This window comes from Plantactinospora sp. A48 (assembly GCF_055793945.1).
Window position 1 is genome coordinate 1 of record NZ_JBTIXF010000184.1, and the last position, 223, is coordinate 223.

1 pseudogene is annotated in these 223 nt (G+C 69.5%); it reads right to left on the minus strand.

Annotated features, from left to right (window positions below):
* A pseudogene (locus ACXN5W_RS30525) lies at positions 1-223 on the minus strand (nitrite/sulfite reductase); the annotation flags it as partial.

Consider the following 223-nt stretch of genomic DNA (forward strand, 5'->3'; position numbering starts at 1 on the left):
ACGTCCTCGATGCGGACCCAGTGCAGCTGGATGTTCTGCCGGTCGGTGATGTCGGCGGTGTTCCGGGCGTACCGCTCGGAGATCTCGGCCACGGTCCGCAGCTGGTCCAGGTTGAGCTGGCCGCCGTCGACCCGGACCCGGAGCATGAAGTACTCGTCCTCCAGCTCGTGCGGCTCCAGGACGGCGGTGCGTCCGCCGTCGATCCCCGCCCGACGCTGGGTGT